16 protein-coding genes are annotated in these 20,804 nt (G+C 71.8%); 8 read left to right on the top strand and 8 right to left on the bottom strand.

Annotated features, from left to right (window positions below):
* Nucleotides 1-20: 20 nt before the first annotated feature.
* On the top strand, nt 21-671 hold the full coding sequence (locus ACY34M_RS16335; protein WP_462717045.1) for a potassium-transporting ATPase subunit C: 651 nt from the start codon (nt 21-23) through the stop codon (nt 669-671).
* 90 nt (nt 672-761) lie between these two features.
* Here the strand turns inward: ACY34M_RS16335 and ACY34M_RS16330 are convergent, their stop codons facing one another.
* Entirely contained in the window at nt 762-2,195 is a 1,434-nt protein-coding gene (locus tag ACY34M_RS16330; protein ID WP_462717046.1) for an SLC13 family permease, read from the bottom strand.
* 153 nt (nt 2,196-2,348) lie between these two features.
* The gene (locus tag ACY34M_RS16325) at nt 2,349-3,089 is read right to left on the bottom strand and encodes an IclR family transcriptional regulator (RefSeq protein WP_462717047.1); all 741 of its coding nucleotides are present in this window, start codon (nt 3,087-3,089) and stop codon (nt 2,349-2,351) included.
* A gap of 145 nt (nt 3,090-3,234) precedes the next feature.
* Here ACY34M_RS16325 and ACY34M_RS16320 point away from each other — a divergent pair, with 145 nt between their 5' ends.
* Genes ACY34M_RS16320 through ACY34M_RS16310 form a run of 3 tightly spaced genes read left to right on the top strand, consistent with a single transcriptional unit; the run spans nt 3,235 to nt 9,322 of the window.
* A complete protein-coding gene (locus tag ACY34M_RS16320; RefSeq protein ID WP_462717048.1) occupies nt 3,235-4,401 on the top strand; it encodes a pyridoxal-phosphate-dependent aminotransferase family protein in 1,167 nt (388 codons plus the stop codon).
* A complete protein-coding gene (locus ACY34M_RS16315; RefSeq protein WP_462717049.1) occupies nt 4,398-7,352 on the top strand; it encodes an FAD-binding and (Fe-S)-binding domain-containing protein in 2,955 nt (984 codons plus the stop codon). The genes ACY34M_RS16320 and ACY34M_RS16315 overlap by 4 nt, the downstream gene beginning before the upstream one ends.
* Complete coding sequence (locus tag ACY34M_RS16310; RefSeq protein ID WP_462717050.1) at nt 7,349-9,322, top strand: enoyl-CoA hydratase; 1,974 nt, start codon at nt 7,349-7,351, stop codon at nt 9,320-9,322. Before ACY34M_RS16315 ends, ACY34M_RS16310 begins: the two co-directional genes overlap by 4 nt.
* A 25-nt stretch (nt 9,323-9,347) precedes the next feature.
* On the opposite strand, the gene ACY34M_RS16305 is transcribed toward ACY34M_RS16310, so the two are convergent.
* A complete protein-coding gene (locus ACY34M_RS16305; protein WP_462717051.1) occupies nt 9,348-9,908 on the bottom strand; it encodes a universal stress protein in 561 nt (186 codons plus the stop codon).
* Nucleotides 9,909-10,171: 263 nt separating this feature from the next.
* Here ACY34M_RS16305 and ACY34M_RS16300 point away from each other — a divergent pair, with 263 nt between their 5' ends.
* Together ACY34M_RS16300 and lysA are read left to right on the top strand one after the other, a co-directional pair.
* Nucleotides 10,172-10,546 (top strand): SAV_915 family protein, encoded by a 375-nt coding sequence (locus ACY34M_RS16300; protein WP_462717052.1) that lies wholly within the window; start codon nt 10,172-10,174, stop codon nt 10,544-10,546.
* 19 nt (nt 10,547-10,565) lie between these two features.
* Complete coding sequence (lysA, locus tag ACY34M_RS16295) at nt 10,566-11,897, top strand: diaminopimelate decarboxylase (RefSeq protein ID WP_462717053.1); 1,332 nt, start codon at nt 10,566-10,568, stop codon at nt 11,895-11,897.
* Nucleotides 11,898-11,932: 35 nt separating this feature from the next.
* On the opposite strand, the gene ACY34M_RS16290 is transcribed toward lysA, so the two are convergent.
* A complete protein-coding gene (locus ACY34M_RS16290; protein WP_462717054.1) occupies nt 11,933-12,481 on the bottom strand; it encodes a sugar O-acetyltransferase in 549 nt (182 codons plus the stop codon).
* A 128-nt stretch (nt 12,482-12,609) separates the two neighbouring features.
* On the opposite strand from ACY34M_RS16290, the gene ACY34M_RS16285 reads away from it, so the two are divergent.
* Complete coding sequence (locus tag ACY34M_RS16285; protein WP_462717207.1) at nt 12,610-13,509, top strand: NmrA family NAD(P)-binding protein; 900 nt, start codon at nt 12,610-12,612, stop codon at nt 13,507-13,509.
* Here the strand turns inward: ACY34M_RS16285 and ACY34M_RS16280 are convergent.
* From ACY34M_RS16280 to ACY34M_RS16270, 3 genes are read right to left on the bottom strand one after another with little or no spacing between them, the layout of a single operon-like run.
* The gene (locus ACY34M_RS16280) at nt 13,488-14,495 is read right to left on the bottom strand and encodes a 1-aminocyclopropane-1-carboxylate deaminase (RefSeq protein ID WP_462717055.1); all 1,008 of its coding nucleotides are present in this window, start codon (nt 14,493-14,495) and stop codon (nt 13,488-13,490) included. The genes ACY34M_RS16285 and ACY34M_RS16280 overlap by 22 nt on opposite strands.
* 37 nt (nt 14,496-14,532) lie before the next feature.
* Nucleotides 14,533-15,825 carry an MFS transporter gene (locus ACY34M_RS16275; protein WP_462717056.1) on the bottom strand — a complete coding sequence of 431 codons (1,293 nt, stop codon included), beginning with the start codon at nt 15,823-15,825 and terminating at the stop codon, nt 14,533-14,535.
* Entirely contained in the window at nt 15,822-17,258 is a 1,437-nt protein-coding gene (locus ACY34M_RS16270) for a M20 family metallopeptidase (protein WP_462717057.1), read from the bottom strand. Before ACY34M_RS16270 ends, ACY34M_RS16275 begins: the two co-directional genes overlap by 4 nt.
* Nucleotides 17,259-17,394: 136 nt before the next feature.
* On the opposite strand from ACY34M_RS16270, the gene ACY34M_RS16265 reads away from it, so the two are divergent.
* A complete protein-coding gene (locus ACY34M_RS16265) occupies nt 17,395-18,294 on the top strand; it encodes a LysR family transcriptional regulator (RefSeq protein ID WP_462717058.1) in 900 nt (299 codons plus the stop codon).
* A gap of 94 nt (nt 18,295-18,388) precedes the next feature.
* On the opposite strand, the gene ACY34M_RS16260 is transcribed toward ACY34M_RS16265, so the two are convergent.
* The gene (locus ACY34M_RS16260; RefSeq protein ID WP_462717059.1) at nt 18,389-20,770 is read right to left on the bottom strand and encodes a DHA2 family efflux MFS transporter permease subunit; all 2,382 of its coding nucleotides are present in this window, start codon (nt 20,768-20,770) and stop codon (nt 18,389-18,391) included.
* Nucleotides 20,771-20,804: the final 34 nt, after the last annotated feature.

Here is a 20,804-nt window from a genome sequence, read left to right as displayed (position 1 = left end):
CAGAAAGCGTGCTGATCACCATGAACAACGCGGTAGGAAACACGGGCCGGTTGCTGTGGGCGGGGCTGCGCGCCCTGATCGTCCTCACCGTCGTGTGCGGCGTGCTCTACCCGCTCGCGATCACGGGCGTCGCGCAGGCGGCCTTCCACGACAAGGCCAACGGCTCGGAGATCACATCCGAGGGCAAGGTCGTCGGCTCCTCCCTCATCGGCCAGCGGTATCTCACCAAGGACGGCAAGCCGGACCTGAAGTGGTTCCAGCCCCGGCCGTCCAACGGGCTCGGGGAGAACAGCGTCAACACCCAGTACAAGCTGCTCATCTCCGGTGCCACCAACCTGGCCGGTGACAGCAAGGAGCTCGTCAAGCAGGTCGACGCCGCCAAGGCCGCCGTCGTCAAGGACAACTCCACGGCGACGTACACGGTGCGACCCTCCGACATACCGGCCGACGCCGTCACCTCCTCGGGCTCGGGCCTCGACCCGGCGATCTCGCCCGAGTACGCCGACCTCCAGGTGCACCGGATCGCGGAGCGCAACCACCTCTCCGTCGCGCGGGTGCAGAAGCTCGTCGACGCGCACAAGGACGGCAGGACCCTCGGCTTCATGGGTGAGCCGCAGGTCAATGTCCTCGAACTCAACGTCGCGCTCAAGCAGGTGACGGCGGAGAGCTGACCAGCCCCCGACGGCCGAGGGCCTGACGGAACCGGCCGGGAGCCGGCGGACCGGGAACGCGCTCCCGGTCCGCCGGCTCCCGGCCGGGCGTCACAGCTGGCCGGGGAGAATGAAGATCAGCCAGGTGGCGAGCGGGGCGATCAGCGTCATGCTGAGGCCCCATGTCATCAGCCGTCGGAACACGGTGTCCCGCATCTCCTCCGGGGCACTGGCGACGGTCAGCGCGCCGCTCGTGGAGAACGGCGAGGAGTCCACCACCGAGGACGAGATCGCCAGGGCGCTGATCATGCCGATGGCGCCGATCTCGCCGCCCGCCAGGAACGGGACGGCCAGCGGGATGAGGGCGCCGAGGATGCCGGTGGTGGAGGCGAACGCGGACACCACACCGCCGATCACGCAGATCAGCAGCGCCGACACCAGGGGAGTGCCGAGATCGCTGACGCTCTCGCCCGCCCACTTGATGGTGCCCATCTTGTCCATGAGGCTGACGTACATCACGATGCCGCACACCAGCAGGACCGTCGGCCAGGCGCAGCGCTCCACTGCGCCCTTCGCGGAAGCGGGGGAGACGAGGCACAGGACCGCGGAGACGACGAAGGCCATCAGACCGACGTCGAGGTCGAAGGTGAGCGAGCCGACCGCGAGGCTGATCACCCCGAGCACGGTGAGCGCGCGGACGGGGTCGAGCCGCATCACCTCCTCCTCGGCCGGGGCCGTCCCTCCGCCCTGCGCCGGGACCCGGTGGGCCGTGGGGGCCGGAGCGGTCGCGGTCGCGGTGCCGTCGCCCGGCCCCGCGCCGTCCGCGGGGACCGGGACCCGGCCCGCCACCACCGCGTCACCGTCGTCGTCCGGCGCGGGGCCCGCCCCGGACGACGACGTGGCGCCGCCCGGATGCGTGGAGGGGGTCTCGACGCGTCGGCCGATCAGCTTGCGCCCGCCGAACAGGAAGAAGACGACGACGCTGAGCGCCAGGTTGAAGAGGAACGAGCCGAGGAAGAGCATCCCCGAACTGCCCGGCAGATCCTCGCGCTGCACCACGCCGTTGGTGATGGTGCCGAAGATGCTGATCGGGGAGAATCCGCCGGCGCTCGCGCCGTTGATGATGAGCAGACCCATCAGGATCGGGTTGATCTTGTGGCGTACGACGAAGCCCATGCCGATGGGGGCCATGATGCCCACGGCGCCGGGCACGACCGCGCCGGATGCCGTCAGCGCCGCGGTGATCAGGAACATCACCCACGGGATCAGGGCGATCCTGCCGCGCACGGCACGGGTCGAGGCCTGTACGAGCCAGTCCACGGTGCCGTTGTTCTTGGCGATCGCGAACAGCAGAGTGACACCTACGAGCACCACGAACAGGTCGCCGGGAAATCCGGCGAAAATATCGTCGGCCGACTCACCGGCGACGGCCGTGCCGACGACGAACGCGGCGACGATGGCGAGAACGCCCATGTGCACCTTGGAGAAGGTTGCAATGACGAACACGAGCACGAGGCCGATGATGGAGATGACTTGATCTGACACGAGGCTTCCTCGCCTTCGGTCGGTGGTCACCACACATTCAGGACATTCCGGGATCCGGAATCTGCGTTTCGGGTTGGGGCGAGAGTATGGAAGCGGGCGTGACGACTCGTCAAGACATGTCACATGAGGCCGAGTTCAGCCACGGGTGAGGTGTCAGGAGATTCGGGCGCTGATGGTCCGGGCCGCCGCCTGCACCAGTTCCCCGAAGGTCTCGGTCGCGTCCGCAGTCATCCGGCTGGTCGGGACATTGACGCTGACGCTCGCCACCGGCAGCCCTTCGGAACCGATCACCGCGGACGCCACCGCCGAAACGTCCGTGCGCCACTCGCCGCCGTTCGTCGCATAGCCGCGCGCCCTGATCTCCCGTACCTCCGCGAGGAGTTCGGCACGGTCGGTGACGGTGGTGCCGGTGTAGCGCGGCAGTCCGGAGTCGAGGTACCGCTCGATCGCGTCGTCCGGGTCGGCGGCCAGCACGGCCTTCCCGTTGGCCGAGGCATGCATCGGCAGATCCTGGCCGAGCGGCAGGATGATGCGCACCGCCTTGGTGGTCTGGAGCCGCTCGACCAGTAGCACCCTGCCGCCCTCCCGGACCGCCAGGTGCACCGTCTCGTCGGTCTGCCGGCGCAGCTCCTCCATCACCGGCAGCGCCGCGTCGCGCAGCCCCAACTCGTCCGTCGCGTGCCGCCCGACGTGCAGCGCCTTGGTGGTCACGACCCAGCGGGTGGGGGTGCCGCCGGCCGGGCGGATCCACCCCGTGCTGTGCAGCGTGACCAGCGAGCGCTGGACCGAACTCTTCGGCAGGTCGAGGGCCCTGGCGAGATCGGCCACGCCGACGGGCTGACGGGCCGCCACTTCCTCGAGCGCCCGCAGGGTGTTGGCGACGTTCTGCATCATCGCGAGTCCTTACGCGTCCGTTGATCGCAACCGGCAGCCCTTGCACGGCCGTTGACTCGTTGGCGAGGGGAAGCCTACGCTCCACGTGCCGCTCAACGGTACGGCGTGCCACCTCACGGCACAACACCTTTGAGGAGTCGACCGCATGACGCTCCGCACCGGCCGCCACTTCCTGCAGATCCCCGGCCCCACCAACGTCCCCGACCGGGTGCTGCGCGCCATGTCGGCGCCCACCATCGACCATCGAGGACCCGAGTTCGCCGAGCTGACGAAGCGTCTGCTCAAGGCGCTGGGGCCGGTGTTCGGCACGACGGGCCCCGTGGTCGTCTATCCGGCTTCGGGGACCGGCGCCTGGGAGGCCGCGCTCGTCAACACGCTCAGCCCCGGCGACCGCGTGCTGTCCTTCGAGACCGGCCACTTCGCCGTGCTCTGGCGGGAGATGGCCCGCACCCTGGGCCTCGACGCCGACACCGACGCCGTTCCCGGCGACTGGCGGCACGGGGCCGACCCGGAGGTGCTCGCCGAGCGGCTCGCCGCCGACACCGCCCACCGCATCAAGGCGGTCTGCGTCGTCCACAACGAGACATCGACCGGAGTCACCAGCCGCATCCCCGAACTGCGCGCGGCCATCGACTCCGTGGGCCACCCGGCCCTGCTGTTCGTCGACACCATCTCCTCGCTCGGCTCCATCGACTACCGGCACGACGAGTGGGGCGTCGACGTCACCGTCGCCGGATCGCAGAAGGGGCTGATGCTGCCGCCGGGCCTCAGCTTCAACGCCGTCAGCGACAAGGCCCTCGCCGCCGCCGGGACCGCCCGGCTGCCCAAGTCCTTCTGGAGCTGGCAGCCCGTCATCGACGCCAATGCCAAGGGCGCCTTCCCGTACACCCCCGCCACCAACCTCCTCTACGGCCTCGACGAGGCGCTGCGCATGCTGGCGGAGGAGGGCCTCGGACACGTCTTCGCGCGGCACGCCCGGCATGCCGCCGCCACTCGCGCCGCCGTGCGGGGCTGGGGACTCGACGTGCTGTGCGCGGACGAGCGCGAGCACTCCGGCTCGCTGACCGCCGTACTGATGCCCGCCGGACACGACGCGGACAAGCTCCGCAAGATCGTCCTGGAACGCTTCGACATGTCACTCGGCGCCGGACTCGGACAGCTCGCGGGACGGGTCTTCCGCATCGGCCACCTCGGCCACTTCAACGACCTGACCCTCGCGGGCACCCTCTCCGGTGTGCAGATGGGGCTCGAACTCGCAGGAGTGCCCATCGAGCGGGGCGGCCTGGAGGCGGCATTGGACGTGCTGCGATGACGGCCCCCGGAGACATCCGCGCCGCCGCTCCCACCGGCGCGGCCAGGACCACCGCCCGCGACCTCGAAGCCGCGCTCCGCCGCGACCTCGACGGCGAGGTCGCCTTCGACGACTACACCCGCCACCTGTTCTCGCGCGACGCCAGCATGTATGCCATCGAGCCGCGCGGCGTCGTCTTCCCGCGGCACGCGGGTGACATACAGGCCGCGGTCGCGGCGGCGGCCGAGCACGGTGTGCCGCTCGTGCCGCGCGGCGCCGGGACCAGCCTGGCCGGGCAGACCGTGGGCCCCGGACTCGTCCTCGACCTGTCCCGCCACATGCACCGCATCGTCGAACTCGATCCCGAGGCGCGCACCGCGCTCGTCGAACCCGGCGTCGTCCAGGACCAGTTGAACCGGGCCGCCGCACCGCACGGCCTGATGTTCGGCCCGGACACCTCCACCAGCAACCGCGCCACCATCGGCGGCATGGCGGGCAACAACTCCGCGGGCAGCGGATCGATCCGCTACGGCATGACCATCGAACACGTACGCGAGATGGACGTCGTGCTCTCCGACGCGAGTACGGCACGCCTTGCCCCCGTCGACGAGGAGGAGCGGGCCCGGCGCGCCGGTCTCGACACCCTGGAGGGGCGGATCCACCGCGAACTCCCCGAGATCGTGCGCGCCCACGCCGCGTCCATCGCCTCGGACTTCCCCGCGTACTGGCGCCGCTCCGGCGGCTACCGCCTCGACCGGCTCGCCGGGTTCTCCGGCGCCGGCCACCACGGCTCCGGCGACGGCCGCTTTGACCTCGCGAAGTTCGTCGTCGGCTCGGAAGGTACCCTCGTCGTGGCCACCCGCGCCCTCGTCGACCTCGTGCCCAAGCCCGCTCGCACGGTCATCGCCGTCGGCCACTTCACCTCCGTCGCCGGGGCCGTCGAGGCCACCGAGGACGCGCTCGCCTGCGATCCGGCCGCCGTCGAGATGATGGACCGGACGATCCTCGACCTCTCCCGGCAGAAGATCGAGTACGCCTCGCTCGGCAGCATCCTCGAAGGCGACCCGGAGGCCCTCCTCTTCGTCAGCTTCACCGGCGACGACGAGGCCCAACTCATCGGCCGCCTAAGGAAGTTGACCGCACTGTGGAAGCGGCACGGCCACGGATACCACACCCTCCAGGCCGTCACCCCCGCCCAGCAGTCCGGGCTGCTCAAGGTCCGCAAGTCCAGCCTCGGCCTGCTGATGGCGGCGAGCGAAGGGACCCGCCGCCCGCTCGCCTTCATCGAGGACACCGCGGTCGACCCCGTGCACCTCGCCGCGTACACCCGCCGCTTCAAACAGATCCTGGACCGGCACGGCCTCAACGCCGGTTTCTACGGCCACTGTTCGGTCGGCTGCCTGCACATCAGGCCCTTCGTCGACGTCGCCGACCCCGACCAGGTGCGCACGATGCGGACGGTCGCCGAGGAGATCAAGGAGCTGGTACGGGAGTACGGCGGCGTCAACTCCAGCGAGCACGGCGACGGACTCGCCCGCAGCGAGTTCAACCGCGAACTGTACGGCGACGACCTCTACGAGGCGATGCGCGAGGTCAAGGGCCTCTTCGACCCGGACAACCGGCTGAACCCCGGAAAGATCGTCGACGCACCGGCGATGACCGAACACCTCCGCGACGCCGCCCTGCCACCCGCGCCGCCCCTGCGGACCCACCTCGACTTCGAGGTCGTCGGCGGAGGCGGCGGCATGCGGGGCGCCGCCGACCGCTGCATGAACATCGGCCTGTGCCGCAAGAGCGACGCGGGCGCCATGTGCCCCTCGTACATGGTCACCAAGCACGAGGCCGACTCCACGCGCGGCCGGGCGAACGCCCTCGTCAAGGCGCTCTCGGAGCCCGACCCGAAGGCCGCGCTCGGCGACGAGCGGCTGCACGAGGTCCTCGACCTGTGCCTGATGTGCAAGGCGTGCAAGAGCGAGTGCCCGCTCGGCGTCGACATGGCCACGCTCAAGGCCGAGACACTCGCACACCATCACGAGCGGCACGGCACACCACTGCGGTCGCGGGTGTTCGGCGCCATCCGCCGCCTCAACCGCCTCGGATCGGCGACCGCGCCCCTCTCCAACCTCCCGCTGCCCCGCCGACTGCTGGAGCGCGCGCTCGGCATCGCCGCCGCCCGGCCGCTGCCGGTGTTCGCCCGCCGCAACCTGGTCTCCTGGTTCCGCCGCAGGCCGGCGACGGTCGCGGGCAGTCAGGGCACCGTCACCCTGCTCGCCGACTCCTTCACCACCTACACCGACCCCGATGTCGGCCGGGCCGCCGTCGAACTCCTCGAACGGGCGGGCTGGCAGGTGCGGTTGGAGAGCGGCGGCTGCTGCGGCCGCGCCGCCTTCTCCAAGGGGCTGCTCGACCAGGCGAAGGCACAGGCGGGTGATCTCGTGCACCGACTCGCGGACGCGGGCGACGGACCCATCGTCGGCTGCGAACCCTCCTGCCTGCTGACCCTGCGCGACGAACACCGCGCCCTGCTTCCCGGCGACCCCGCCGTCGCCGACGTGTCAGGCCGGGTGCGGCAGATAGAAGAGCTGCTCACCGAGGCGATCGACGACGGCAGGCTCCGGCTGCGCGACGACGTGCGGCCCGCGGGCCACCGCATCGTCTTCCACGGCCACTGCCACCAGAAGGCCGAGGTCGGCACGGCGGCCACCGTCGCACTCCTCCAGCGCATCCCCGGCGCCGAGGTCGTCGAGCTCGACGCCGGATGCTGCGGAATGGCGGGCTCGTTCGGCTTCGAGGCCGAGCACTACGACACGTCCATGGCGGTCGGCGAGGACCGGCTCTTCCCGGCGGTCAGGGCCGAACCCGGCGACACCGTCCTCGCCGCCACCGGAGTCTCCTGCCGCCAGCAGATCCACCACGGCACCGGACGTGGCGCGCAGCACCCGCTGCAACTGCTGCGGGAGGCGCTGCGATGACCGGCGCACCGGGAGCCCTGGACGGCGTCCGCATCCTCGACCTCTCCCAGGTCATGGCGGGCCCGTACTGCACGATGCTGCTCGCCGACCTCGGCGCGGACGTCATCAAGGTCGAGTCACCACGGGGCGGCGACCAGACCCGCACGTCCATGGGCACGCCACGGCCCGGCAGCGACACCCCGGCCTTCCACGCCCTCAACCGCAACAAGCGCAGTGTCACCCTCGACCTGCGCACCGACGCCGACCGCGCGGAGTTCCTCCGGCTCGCCGCCGACGCCGAAGTGGTGGTGGAGAACTTCCGCCCCGGCGTCGTCGACCGCCTCGGCGTCGGCTACGAAGCCGTCCGCGAGGTCAGGCCCGACATCGTCTACGCATCGATCTCCGGCTTCGGCCAGTACGGGCCGTACGCCGACCGCCCCGGCTACGACCTCATCGCCCAGGGCATGGCCGGTGCCGTCAGTGTCACCGGCGACCCGGAAGGGCCACCCGTCAAGTGCGGGCTCCCGGTCGGTGACCTCGGGGCGGGCATGCTGTGCGCGCTGAGCATCGCCGCCGCACACGTCCACCGGCTGCGCACGGGGGAGGGCCAGTACCTCGAAACATCGCTCTACGAGGCGGTGCTGGCGATGTCCGTCTGGGAGTCGGTCGAGTACTTCTCCGGCGGCGAACCCCCGCAGCGCCTCGGCTCGGCACACCGGATGTCCGCGCCCTACCAGGTCGTCCGCACCAAGGACGGCCATGCCACCGTCGCAGCCAACAACCAGCGCCTGTGGCTGCGGCTGTGCGAGGCCCTCGGCCTCCAACACCTGGCGGACGACGAACGGTTCGCCACCAACACCGACCGGATGCGCCACCGCGCCGAACTCATCGCCCTCCTGGAGGGACGGCTCGCGGCCACCAGCACCGAGGAGTGCGTGGACCTGCTCCTCGCCGCGGGCGTCCCGGCGGGCCCCATCCTCGACTACGGCCAGATCCTCGACCACGACCCGCACGCGCGGGCCCGCGGCATGGTCGAGGAGTACGACCACCCGGTCGACGGCCGCGGCCGCGTCGTGGGCTTCCCGGTGAAACTCGCCCGGACCCCGGCCAGGCTGCGCTGCCATCCGCCGGTACTCGGCGAGCACAACACGGAACTCCTCAGAAAGGGGGCCGAGTTGACGTCCGACGACGAAGTGGGCGGTGGCTCCGTCACCTGGACCCGCCACCCGGTCCCCGGCACCGACACCTACGCCGCTCACCTCACCCTCGCCAACCCCGACCGGCGCAATGCCCTGACCCTGCGCATGTACGACCAACTGGAGCGCGCCTGCGAGGAGATCGACGCCGATCCGGGGATCAGGCTGACGGTCCTGCGCGGAGCCGGCGGACGGGCCTTCGCGGCCGGGACCGACATCCGCGAGTTCCGCGACTTCGAAAGCGGCGAGGACGGAGTGGCGTACGAACGCCGGGTCGCCCGCGCCGTCGACCGGCTTGCGGGGCTGCGGATGCCCGTCGTCGCCGCGGTGGAAGGGCCGGCCGTCGGGGCGGGCAGCGCGCTCGCGAGCTGCTGCGACGTGGTGCTGTGCACCCCCGACGCGGTGTTCGGCGCCCCCATCGGCCGCACCCTCGGCAACTGCCTGTCTCCCGCCGTGCTGGCCCGCCTCTACGCGGGGCTCGGCCGCGCCCGCACCCTGCGCGCCCTCCTCGCCGCCCGGCTGATCACCGCGACGGAGGCCCACGAGGCGGGATTCGTCGCGGAGATCGTCGACCCGGCCGACCTGGACGAGCGGCTCGCGCTGCTCACGGGAGACATCGCCCGCTGCGCCCCGCTCACCCTGGCCGCCCTGAAGGAGGCGGACCGCCGTGTCCTGTCCGCCTCCGCACCCGCTCACGCCGAGGACCTGTACGCGAGGGTCTACGGCAGCCGCGACTTCGCGGAGGGTGTGACGGCGTTCCTGGACAAGCGGAAACCCCACTGGCAGGGCCGGTAGCCAGAGCGCCGCCGCCGGCCCTGTGTCACCTGGCAGGCGGCGTCGTCTCCCGCACGAAGTGCCGGGTGTCCAGGCGCAGCCGCCACACATTGCGACGGTGTGCCAGCGCGAGCTCGGCCGCAAGCGCGGGCGGCGGGACGGCGAGCACCGGGCACACGGCATGGGTGAGGCAGTAGCGGCTCACCGACGGGTGCAGCGCCCGATGGAGTCGGCCGCGGTGTCCGGCGCCGAGGACCAGCAGATCGTCCTCCCGGTCGGCCGTCTCGGCCAGGGCCCGGCCCGGTGTGCCCCGGGCGAGGACGGCGCGCAGCGGTACGCCGGGTCCGTCGGGGAACACCTCGTGGATCGCGGTGACGAGCGTGGTGCGGGCCAGGTTCTCCCAGTCGGCGCCCGCGAGCGGAGCGGCCGGGACCCGGCGTGAGTGGAGTTCGCCGCCGGGCGGCTGCCAGGCGAGCACCGCCCAGAGCGCGGCCTGCCGCCGCAGTGCCTCGGCCGCGGCCCGGCGCAGGGCGGCGCGGCTGCCCGGCGACCCGGTGACTCCGACCACGACACGGGGCACGGTTCGCTCCCCGTCGGAACCGGACATCGCCTCACGCTCCCTGATCCACCACTCGTGCGCCCCACCCGGGGCCTCCTGAGCCATCTCACCCCCGTGCAGGGGCCCGCGCCCAGCTCTTGGGTCGCTTCTTGGCGCACCTCTGACGGTCGCCGACCGCCGTCGTGGCACCACCCGTCACGAGGGCGTCAGGGACACGGCGTTCGACGTCAGGGTGCCGTCAGGACGGCGCGGAGGCGGGGGAGTACGGGCATAGCGTCCTTGCCGATCACCAGATCTCCAGGAGGCACCCCATGGCAGAACCTCTGAGCGGCGAAGACCCGGAACCTTCCGAACGGTTCCCGGCCGGACCCCTGTACGTCCCCGTCCGGCCGGGCCCGCTCGGGCACGCCGCCCGGCTGTTCCGCACCCCGCTCGGCGACCGCACGGCGGTCGGCTTCACCTCCGTGCGCGCGCTGACCACCACGCTCGGCCCCGACCAGCCGTGGATCCGGCTCGCCGAACCCGCCCTGCGCGCCCTGACCGCGCCGCTCGGCGCCGCAACCGTCACGGTGGACCCACAACTCTCGGCGCCCGCACCGACGTCGGCCACTGACCGGCGTGTCGGCGTGCCCCGGAGCGCCGCGGTCGCGGCCCTCGTCATGGCGCTGTCGTACGGGATCGGCTGAGGAAGGGCGACGACACACGATGACCACCGTTCACGAACCCACGTCCACCACCGCCGAGGAACTGTCGGTGTGGCCCGCCTCGACCGCCGAACCGCATCCCGGAGACGCCGCCGTCGCAGGTGTGCCGCTCGCGGAGGTCGCGGGCCGCTACGGCACCCCGGTGTACGTCCTCGACGAGAGCGAGGTCCGCAGCCGTTGCCGCGGCTACCGGGACGCCTTCCCGGAGGCCGAAGTCCACTACGCCGCCAAGGCGTTCCTGTGCCGTGCGATGGCGCAGTGGGTGTCGGACGAGGGCCTCGGCCTCGACGTCTGCTCGGCCGGCGAATTGGAACTCGCGGTCGCCGCGGGGTTCCCCGCCGACCGCATCGTCCTGCACGGCAACGCCAAGACACCGCAGGACCTGCAGCGGGCCCTGTGGTACGGAGTCGGCCGCATCGTCATCGACAGCCCCTCCGAGATCGCCCGGATCGCCGCCGCGGTCGGCCCCGACGGCCACCAGAAGGTGATGGTCCGCGTGGTCCCCGGCATCAGTGCGGGCGGCCACGACAAGATCCGCACCGGCACCGAGGACCAGAAGTTCGGCCTGTCCATCAGCGACGGCTACGCCCAGCACGCCATCACCCGCATCCTCGACCAGCCGCAGCTCGAACTCACCGGACTGCACTGCCACTTGGGCTCACAGATCACCGACGTCAAGCCGTACCTGTCGGCCGTGCGCCGGATGGTCGGGCTGATGGCCCGCCTCAAGGAACAACACGGTCTGGTGCTGCGGGAGTTGGATCTCGGCGGCGGGCACGGCATCGCCTACCGCCCCGGCGAACCCGCCATGGACCTGACCCGGCTGGCCCGCAAGGTACGCGCCGAGCTGACCGAGGCGTGCGCGGCGGCCGGGCTCACCGTGCCGCGCCTGATCATCGAGCCGGGCCGGGCCGTCGTGGGGCCCGCCGGGGTCGCCCTGTACCGCGTCGTGTCCGTGAAGCGCACCGGCGGGCGCACCTTCGTCGCCGTCGACGGCGGCATGAGCGACAACCCGCGGCCCGCGCTGTACGGAGTGCGCTACGTGCCCCGCCTCGTCGGCAGGCGGGGCCGCGCTGACCTGGCGCCGGTCACGGTCGTCGGCCGGCACTGCGAGGCCGGTGACGTGCTCGCCACCGACGTCCGGCTCCCCGCCGACGTGCGCGCGGGCGACCTGCTGGCCGTGCCGGTGGCCGGCGCGTACCACCTGTCGATGGCCTCCGGTTACAACGCGGTCGGCCGTCCGCCGGTGGTCGCGGTCCGGGGTGGCCGCGCCCGACTCCTCGTACGCCGTGAGTCGTTGGAGGACATCCGCAGCCGGGACGTGGGTCTGTAGGGCCTGCCCCGGCCGGTGTCGAGCGGTCCCGCGGTTCAGTCGTCCCACCGTTTGCGGGCGGCCGCCGCGGGACCGGTCACCAGCGTGTTCGGCGGCACGTCCTTGGTGACCACGGAGCCCGCCCCGACCACGGCGCCGTGTCCGATGGTGACACCGGGCAGCACCGTCACGTGCGCGCCGAGCCACGCGTTCGCCCCGATGGTGACGGGTGCCCGCGTGATGAACTCGACGCGGTCGGAGGCCCGGAGCGGGTGGTCGGACGAGATCAGGTTCGTCTTCGGTCCGACGAGTACACCGTCGCCCAGGTGGATGCCGCCCTGGTCCAGGAACGTGCACCCCTGGTTCACGAAGACGTGCTCGCCGAACTCGATGCCGAGCCCGTGGTCCGTGTAGAAGGGCGGATAGACCGTGACGGACTTGGGGACCGGCCTGCCGAGGATGTCTCCCAGCAGCGCCGCGCGGGCGGCCTTGTCGTCGAAGGGCAGGACGTTGAGCCGTGATGTGAGTCCGGTGACGTACTCGATGCGCTCGGCGGTGCGCGCGAACTCGGGCGTGCGGACGTAGAGGCGGTTCGTATCAGGCATGACCGTCAGCAAAGCGGTCACCGTGTGCCGGGATCAAACAACGCGCGGGGTGCGGTGCACAACGGTTGGTTGTGCAGCTCGCATCGTGAAAAAGGCAACTCGGTTACGTTATTCTCGTGTGCGTGACGATGGACGATACGCAGCAGCAGGAGAAGACGGACAGCGGCCAGGACGGGGCGCGACCCGTGCTCGTGACAGGGGCCACCGGACGGATCGGCCGGGCGGTGGTCGACGAGCTCCTGGCCGCGGGGGTGCCCGTGCGTGCGCTCACGCGCAACCCTGTGGCCGCGAACCTCCCGGACGGGGTCGAGGTGGTGGCGGGCGACTTCACCGAGCCGGGCTCGCTCGACGACGCACTGCGAGGCGTGCGCTCGGTGTTCCTCCTGTGGACCGCGCCACCCGCCACGGCCGGAGCCGTCGTCGAACGGATCGCGGCGCACACCCGACGCGTCGTCCTCCTCTCCTCGCCGCACCGGACCCCGCACCCGTTCTTTCGGCAGCCCAACCCCATGGCCGACCTGCACGCAGGGATCGAGCGCCTGATCACCGCCGCGGGTCTCGACGCCACGTTCCTCAGGCCCGGCATGTTCGCCTCGAACGCACGGCTGTGGTGGGAGCCCGCGATCAGCACGGGTGCCCCCGTCCGATGGCCCTACGCCGACGTCGAGACCGCACCGGTCGACGAGCGCGACCTCGCCGCCGTGGCGGCCCGCACCCTGTACGAGGACGGGCACACCGGCGGCGACTACGTCCTCACCGGCCCCGAGGCGCTCAGCCACGCCGAGCAGGTAAGGGTGATCGGCGACGCCGTCGGCCGCCCGATCCCCTTCGAGGAACTCTCACCCGAGGAGTTCCGGCGCGCGACCGAAGGTGTCTGGCCGCCGCCGGTCGTCGACATGCTGCTCGACGCCTGGGGTGCGAGCGCAGGACACCCGGCGTACGTGACCACGACGGTGGCCGATGTCCTCGGCAGGCCCGCGCGCACGTTCCGTGAGTCGGTCACCGATCACTGGAAGACGCCGCTGTAGGCGTTGAGGGCCGGCTGGCCGCCCAGGTGTGCGTACAGAACGTTCGAGTCCTTGGGGATGTCTCCGTCGCGCACGAGGTCGATGAGGCCGGCCATCGACTTGCCTTCGTAGACCGGGTCGAGGACGACACCCTCCAGTTCGCCGGTCAGCCGGATCGCGTCCACCGTGGAGTCGACCGGGATCCCGTAGCGGTCACCGGCCCAGCCCTCCAGGACGGTGATCTCGTCCTCGCGCACCTCCCGCCCCAGGCGGATGAGTTCCGCCGTGTTGCGGGCGATCTTCGCCACCTGTGCGCGCGTCTCGTCGATCTTCGCCGACGCGTCGATGCCGATGACGCGGCGCGGCCGGTCCTGGCCCGCGAATCCGGCGATCATGCCCGCGTGGGTGCTGCCGGTGACGCTGCACACCACGACCGTGTCGAAGAAGACGCCCAACTCACGCTCCTGCTGCTCCACTTCGTACGCCCAGTTGGCGAAGCCGAGGCCGCCGAGCGGATGGTCGGAGGCGCCCGCCGGGATCGCGTACGGGGTGCCGCCGGACGCGCGTACGTCCTCCAGGGCCTGTTGCCAGCTGTCCTTGAAGCCGATGCCGAAACCGGCCCGCACCAGGCGTACGTCGGCGCCCATGATCCGGGACAGCAGGATGTTGCCGACCTTGTCGTTGACCGCGTCCGGCCAGTCCACCCAACTCTCCTGCACCAGAACGGCCTTGAGGCCCAGCTTGGCGGCGACCGCCGCCACTTGCCGGGTGTGGTTGGACTGCACGCCGCCGATGCTGACGAGCGTGTCCGCGCCCCGGGCGAGCGCGTCGGGGACCAGGTACTCCAGCTTGCGGGTCTTGTTGCCGCCGAAGGCGAGCCCGGAGTTGCAGTCCTCCCGCTTGGCCCAGACACGCGGGCCGCCGAGGCGGTCGCTGAGCCGGTCCAGCGGGTGCACGGGGCTGGGGCCGAACAGGAGAGGGTGGCGCGCGAAGTCGTTCAGTGACATGGGGACTCCTTGCGTGGACGGGCCGGTCGGACGCGGATCATCGAGGGGTGGTGCCGCGGCGGCGCAGCACGGCGAGGGAGGCCAGGCTCGCCACGGCGGCGCACGCCACCCAGTAGGCGGGAGCGGCGTCCTGCCCCGTCGTGTCGAGCAGCCAGGCCACGATCATCGGGGTGAAGCCGCCGAAGACGGTGACACCGATGTTGTAGCCCACCGCCATGCCGGTGGCACGGGTCCCGGCCGGGAAAATACCCGCCATCAGGGCGCCCATGGGTCCGTAGTAGCAGGCCTTGAACAGTGCCATCACCATGACGACGCCGATGAGCAGGCCCAGCGAGGGCGCGGCCACGAGCAGCGCGAACATCGGGTAGATCAGCAGCAGGACCGCGCCCGCCGCGGGCGCCATGATGGCGATCTGGCCCACCCGGTCGGAGAAGTGGCCCGCCACACTCGTCACCACGAGCAGGACCAGGCCACCGGCGAGCGCCGCGACGAAACCGGTGGAGTCCGGGAGGTCCAGGGTCTTCGTCGCGTACGTCGGGATGTACGTGATCAGGTAGTTGAGGCAGGTGGTCACGGCGAGCAGTCCGACGGTGAGCAGGACGCCGGTCTTGTGCTCGCGCAGCAGGGTGCGGACCGGGCGGGCCGGGCCCGCCTCCGGGGTGGGTGCGGTGGCCGGGGGCTCGGGGACGTTGCAGCGGATGTAGAGGCCCACGGGTGCCACGAGCAGGCCGATGAGGAACGGGATCCGGAAGCCCCAGGAGGTGAGCTGTTCCTCACTGAGCGACGAGGTGAGCACCGTGCCGAGCAGGGCGGCGAGCAGGGTGCTCGCGGCCTGGCTGGTGAACTGCCAACTGGCGGCGAAACCGCGCCGGTTCGGCATGAGCTCGACCATGAGGGCGGTCGCGCTGCCGAATTCGCCGCCCGCGGCGAAGCCCTGGACGAGCCGGGCGACGAGGATCCCGACCGGTGCGACGACACCGATCGCCGCGTACGACGGCATCGCGCAGATCAGCAGCGTACCCAGCGCCATCAGGCCGATCGACCAGGTCAGCGCGGCCTTTCGGCCCGCCCGGTCCGCGTACGAGCCCAGCACGAGGGCGCCCACGGGCCGGATCAGGAACGAGACGCCGAAGGTGCCCAGGGTCAGGAGCAGGGACAGCGTCGGGTCGTCGTTGGTGAAGAAGACCTTCGACAGGTACGTCGCGAAGTAGCTGTAGACCGCGATGTCGTACCACTCCAGGGCGTTGCCGACGCACGCCGCGGTGATGATCTTCCCCGGGCTCGGGGTGGCGGCCCTCCGCGCCGTGTCGCTTGCTGGTGGCGCGCTCATGGGGCGGTCCCGTCGATGACGGCGGCGGTGGCGGGGGACGGGGGAGGCCAGGTGCCGGCGTCGGCGAGTTCGGCGAGATCCCAGAAGAGGCCGGCCATCACCTGGAGCGACTCGCGGACGAGAGGGGCGGGCAGATGCTCGTCGGGGGCGTGCTGGGAGCAGCCGGGGTAGGAGTGCGGAACCCATACGGTGGGCAGGCCGAGGCCGCGGGAGAAGGCGGCGTTGGGCAGCGAGCCGGCGAGGTTGGGCAGGAGCGCGGGCGTGGTGCCGGTCGTCCGCTCCAGCGAGTCGAGGGTCCAGCGCACCCAGGGGTCGGACGGGTCGAGCCGCGACGCCTCCATGCCGTAGTCGGCGGTGACCTCGACCGTGTCGAAGCCGTGCTCGTCGAGGTGCTTGCGAAGAGCCCGCTGCACCTCGGACGACTCCAGGCCGACGACGAAGCGGAGCTGGCAGTGGGCGCGGGCGTTGCCCGGAATCGCGTTGGTGGGGTTGTCCGGCTGGCCCGTGGTCATGGCGAGGACCTCGATGGTGTTCCACGCGAAGAGGCGCTCGTTCGGGGTGAGCCCCGGCTCGCCCCAGCCGGGGTCGGGGGTGGGCCCGTCGGCGCTCGCCGGGATGTCGGCCAGGGCCTGGCGCACCTCGTCGGGGATCCCGGCGGGCCGCAGACCCTCGACGCGGATGCTGCCGCGGTCGTCGACGAGGCAGGCGATCGCATGGGCGAGGACGGTGCCGGGGTTGCGAAGCAACCCGCCCCAGTTGCCCGAGTGGTGGGACCCCTCGCGCAGATCGAGGGACAGCGTGAAGTTCGCGGCGCCGCGGGAGCCGAGGAAGACGGTGGGCCGGTCCTGTGCGACGCGCGGTCCGTCGGAGCCGATGAGCAGGTCCGCGGCGAGGAGCCCCTCGCGTTGCCGCGCGCAGAACTCGGCGAGGCCGGGGGAGCCGAACTCCTCGCCGGTCTCCAGCAGAAGCACCACGTTGTGGCCGAGGCGCCCGCCGCGCTGCTCGATGACGTGTTCCAGGGCGACGAGGTTGACCAGGTGCTGCCCCTTGTTGTCGGCGACACCGCGCCCGTACCAGCGCTCGCCCTCGACGGTGAGCCGCCAGGGATCGAGGCCGGTGCGCCATCGGGCCGGGTGGCCCGGCTGTACGTCGGCGTGCCCGTAGGTGAGGAGCGTGGGCAGGCCCTCGGCCTCGGTCCGGCGGGCGACGAGGAACGGATGGCGGGCGGAGACGGGGTTCTCCGCGATCTCGACGGCGAACCCCATGCGCTCGAGGCGGGGAGCGATCTCCTCGGTCAAGTAGCGGTGCAGCGCGGGTTCCTGGTGCGGGTCGTGGCTCTCGGTCGGGACCGCGACGAGACGGGTGAGTTCTTCCAGGAACGTCCCGGAGTCGAAGTGGTGTGCTGCGTTGTCGATCGCGTCCTGTCTGCTCATGGGCCACGACGGTGACACCGTGCGGAAGGCGTCAACAAGGGTTGGTGGGACGTCCGTCGGTGACAATATGGGAACGCGTGCGTTGCCGTAGCGGCAACGCGGTGCCGATGCGGCGCATGGAGCGGAGAGACACCCGATGCCCCTGATCGACCCGGCCCTGAAGTACTTCATCGCCGTCTTCGAGACGGGTTCGGTGAACGCGGCGGCCCGTCGCCTCTTCGTCGCGGGCTCCGCGGTGAGCCGTCAAATCGCCCGCCTGGAAAGGGAGGTGGGCGCACCGCTCTTCGACCGCCGGCCGAGCGGGGTCACCGTCACCGCGGCCGGGCGTGCCTTCGCGGGCTTCGCGCGGCGGGCGATCCAGGACGCCGAGGCGATCACCGAAGAGGTGCACCAGCGGCGCACCACACGTGCGGTCATCACGGTCGCCGCCACCATCGGCGTCACCCACCACCTGCTGCCCGACGTCGCGGCCGCCTTCCACGCGGAGCACCCGGAGGCGCGCGTCGTCCTGCACGTGGCGCGGCCGACGGAGGCGACCCAGATGGTGGCGGAGGGCATCGCCGACCTCGGAGTCACCTTCAACATCGCGCTGCCGGCAGGGGTGTCGATCCGCTACACGCAGGAGGCCCCGCTCTGCGCGATCGTCCGCAGAGGCCATCCGCTCGCGGAGCAACCGGCCGTCTCGGTACGCGACCTCGTCCGGCACCCCGTGGCTCTGCCGTCGACCGACACCACGAGCCGTCTCCTCCTGGAGGCCTCGGCGGCCGCGCACCAGCTCTCGGTGGAAGGTGTCTTCGAGTGCACCACGGTGGACGCCCTGCTGCGCTTCGTCCGGGCCAGTGGCGCGGTCACCCTGGCCAGCCGCGTCACCCTCAGCCCCTCCGACCGCCGGGCACTGACCGCCGTCCCCCTGGAGGAGAAGGAGTTCCGCCAGCGCACCCTCCAGGTCCAGTGCCGTGCGGGCCGCGAACTGCCGCCGGCGGCAGCGGACTTCACGGACCGGGTGATCGACGCGCTGGGGCATCGGTCGGTGTGAGGCGGCGACGGCCCGGCACACCATGGCAAAAGGCCGCGGGCGGGGCAGTGGTCTGCCCCGCCCGCGGCGGTGTGATGTCAGGCTTTGGTGAGCGTCAGTCGCCGTGGCCGAGGGCGACGTCGAGGTCGCCCGGGTTGCCGCTGCCCGCCACCGTGACCGGCTTCGACACCGGCGGGTAGCCGCTGGCGATCACCGTGTACTGGGCGCCGGACAGACCGGCGAAGGCGTAGGCGCCGTCGGAGCCCGTGGTGTGCACCGCGACCACGTTGCCCGCCTGGTCGAGGAGGGTGACGCGGGCGTCGTTCACCGGGGTGCCGTCGGTGCCCCGGACCGTACCGGTGAGGCTCGCGGCCGAGCGGAGCACGGCGTCCTGGCGGGTGGCGGTGCCGCCCGCGACCGTGGCCTGACCCGCGTACGGCTGGAAGCCCTCCGCGCTGGCCGTGAACGTGTACGTGCCCTGCTGCAGCTGCGGCAGCGAGTACTCGCCCTCCGTGTCGGTGAGCGCCGAGCCGACGGTCTCGCCGCGCTCGTCGGTCGTGACCACGAGCGCGCCGACGACGGGCGCCGAGTCGGACTCGGAGCGCACGGTGCCGAAGAGGCCGCCGTCGCCGCTGAGGACGAGGTCGAAGCCGACCGGTCCGTCCGCGCGCAGCGCGAGCGCGGCGACCCGCGGGTCCCGGCCGGGGGCCGAGCCGACGAGGACGTAACCCTCGCCTGCGGCGGCCGGGGCCGACACCGCGTAGCTGCCGTCGGCGGCGGCGCTGCCGCGACCGAGCTGGGCGCCCGCACTGTCGATCAGAGTGACCACGGCGTTCGGCAGGGGAGCGCCCTGCTCGTCGAGGACCCGGCCGTGCACGCCCGGACCCTCCACCGCGGGGGCGGTGGCCACGGGGGTGACGGGCGCCGCCGCGGCCACGGACTCACCGGCGGTCTCGGCGGCAGGGGCGGTCTCGGTGGCCTCGGCGGCCGACTCGACCTTCTGCTGCGCCTGAGCGTGCGGACGGCCCGCGCGGTACATCAGGACCGACACGATGAGACCGGCCGCGAAGAACCCGGCGGCCCACCAGTACGCGGTCGCGTAGCTGTGCACGGCGGCCTCGGCCTGGCTGGCCTTCGAGACACCGTGGTCGGCGATGTAGTTCGAGGCGGCCGTCGCGGCCATGGTGCTGAACAGCGCGGTGCCGATCGAGCCACCGACCTGCTGCATCGTGTTGACGGTCGCGGCGGCGACGCCCTGGTCCTTCGGGTCGACACCGAGGGTGGCGAGGCTCATCGCGGGCGGCATCACGAGACCGATACCGACACCGATCATGATCAGCGGCGGCAGCACGTGCGAGGCGTAGCTGCTGGTCACGTCGAGCGCGGTGAGCCAGGCCAGACCGCCCGCGGTGAGACCCATGCCGACCGGGACGACCGGCTTCGGGCCGAGCTTCGGGATCAGCGCCATGGTGGCGATCTGCGCCGTCACCATCAGCGAAAGGATCATCGGCAGGAAGGCGACGCCCGTCTCCATGGGGCTCTTGCCGAGGATCGTCTGCAGGTAGTACGTCAGGAACAGGAAGATCCCGAACATGCCGGCGCCGGTGATGAACACGCTCACGTAGGAAGCGGCGCGGTTGCGGTCGGCGAGGACGCGCAGCGGCAGCAGCGGGTGCTTGGCCCGGGTCTGCCACACGATGAAGAGCGCGAGCAGGACGACGCCCGCGGCCAGGAAGACCCAGCACATCCAGTTGCTCCAGCTGTGCGTCTCGGCGTTGGAGAAGCCGAAGACGATGCTGAAGAGCCCCGCCGCGACGAGCAGTGTGCCCAGCAGGTCGAGCTTGGGGCGCGGGCCGGGGGCCGGCTTGCGGATGAAGACGAGCGCGCCGACGACCGCGAACGCGGCGATGACCAGGTTGACGTAGAGCGTCCAGCGCCAGTCGAGGTGCTCGGTGAGGAAGCCGCCGAGCAGCATGCCGATGGCGCCGCCGGAACCGGCGATGGCACCGAAGATGCCGAAGGCGCGAGCGCGGTCCTTGGGTTCGGTGAACGTCGTGGTCAGCAGCGCCATCGCGGTCGGCGCGAGGACGGCGCCGAAGACACCCTGGAGGGCGCGGCCCGCGACGAGCATCGAGAAGCCGGTGGCGGCACCGGCGAGGGCGGACGAGCCCGCGAACCCTATGAGGCCGATGAGCAGCGTCGCCTTGCGCCCGAAGAGGTCGGACAGCTTGCCGCCGAGCAGCAGGAGGCTGCCGAAGGCGAGCGAGTACGCGGTGACGACCCACTGGCGGCCGTCGTCGGAGAAGCCGAGGTCCGCCTGGGCGGACGGCAGGGCGATGTTCACGATGGTGGCGTCGAGCACCACCATCAGCTGGGCGAGGCCGATGACGGCCAGCACCCACCAGCGGTGGGGTACGTGGTGCGCGGCCGGGGCGCCCGGCGGCTGTGCGGACGAGGCCGCGGCCGGACGCTCGCGCGCGTCGAGCGGGGTGGGCATTGCGTGGTCCTTCGAGGTCTGTCGTGAGCCGGAG

It is taken from the genome of Streptomyces sp. EDA2-14, from assembly GCF_054963755.1.
Note: the sequence above shows the minus strand (reverse complement) of the source record. Positions and strands in the feature narration are given on the sequence as shown.